The organism is Clostridium pacaense (assembly GCF_020709765.2).
Classification (GTDB): Bacteria; Bacillota; Clostridia; order Lachnospirales; family Lachnospiraceae; genus Enterocloster; species Enterocloster hominis.
The window spans coordinates 1-720 of record NZ_JAJFEB020000062.1; the positions used below are offsets into that span (position 1 = coordinate 1).

The following is a 720-nucleotide window of genomic DNA, read 5'->3' on the forward strand; positions in this document are numbered from 1 at the left end:
CAGAAACAATATGAGGAGGGCAGGAAAATGTGCGAGGCATTAAAGGAATTGTTTGCAGATGAACTGGCGGAACGGGAAGAGAAGGGGATTGAGAAAGGCATTGAAAAGGGCATACAGGCCCTGGTAGAAACATGCAGGGAACTGCATCTGTCACACGGACAATGTCTTGACAAATTAATTGAAAAGTTTCAGTTAACTGAAGCCGACGCCAGGATATATTTGAATACATACTGGAAATAACTCTCCTATTGATTTAAAAAATTTATTAGTTATTGTACCACATAATCAAATTGAGAGTGGGGTTTAGTTGGGTTGCAGGCATAATCTGCCGTTTGTGCTATACTCACTGTATGCACTATACTCAATCAAGAAAATAGTAAGAATTTCAAATCTTGTGGATTTCTTCCACAAAATGATTCACTGCCCCAATGGCAGTCTTATGTGCTTATGCACGGCAATGGCCGGTTCGGCCGCAGATTCACGGAAATCAGAGCATTGGCAGAAGGATAGAAGGGAAATTTCAGGAGGGCTATTGAAGTTACGTTTTTTTTAAATTATACTGAAAGGGAGTAGCATGGATGGGGAAAAAGGCATTACAGTGGCATCCTGCGTTCCAGGCAGCGCTGCAGGTGGAACTGGCAGGGGACAGGCCATTCCTTTGCTTTCATGAGGAATATAACCTCAGCAGGAAGCCGCTGCAGATGGATACGCTGATCATCA

1 pseudogene is annotated in these 720 nt (G+C 43.2%); it reads left to right on the forward strand.

The features are described 5' to 3' along the window. Positions 1 to 240, forward strand: a pseudogene (locus tag LK536_RS58465) (hypothetical protein); the annotation flags it as partial. Between the last annotated feature and the right edge of the window lie 480 nt (positions 241 to 720).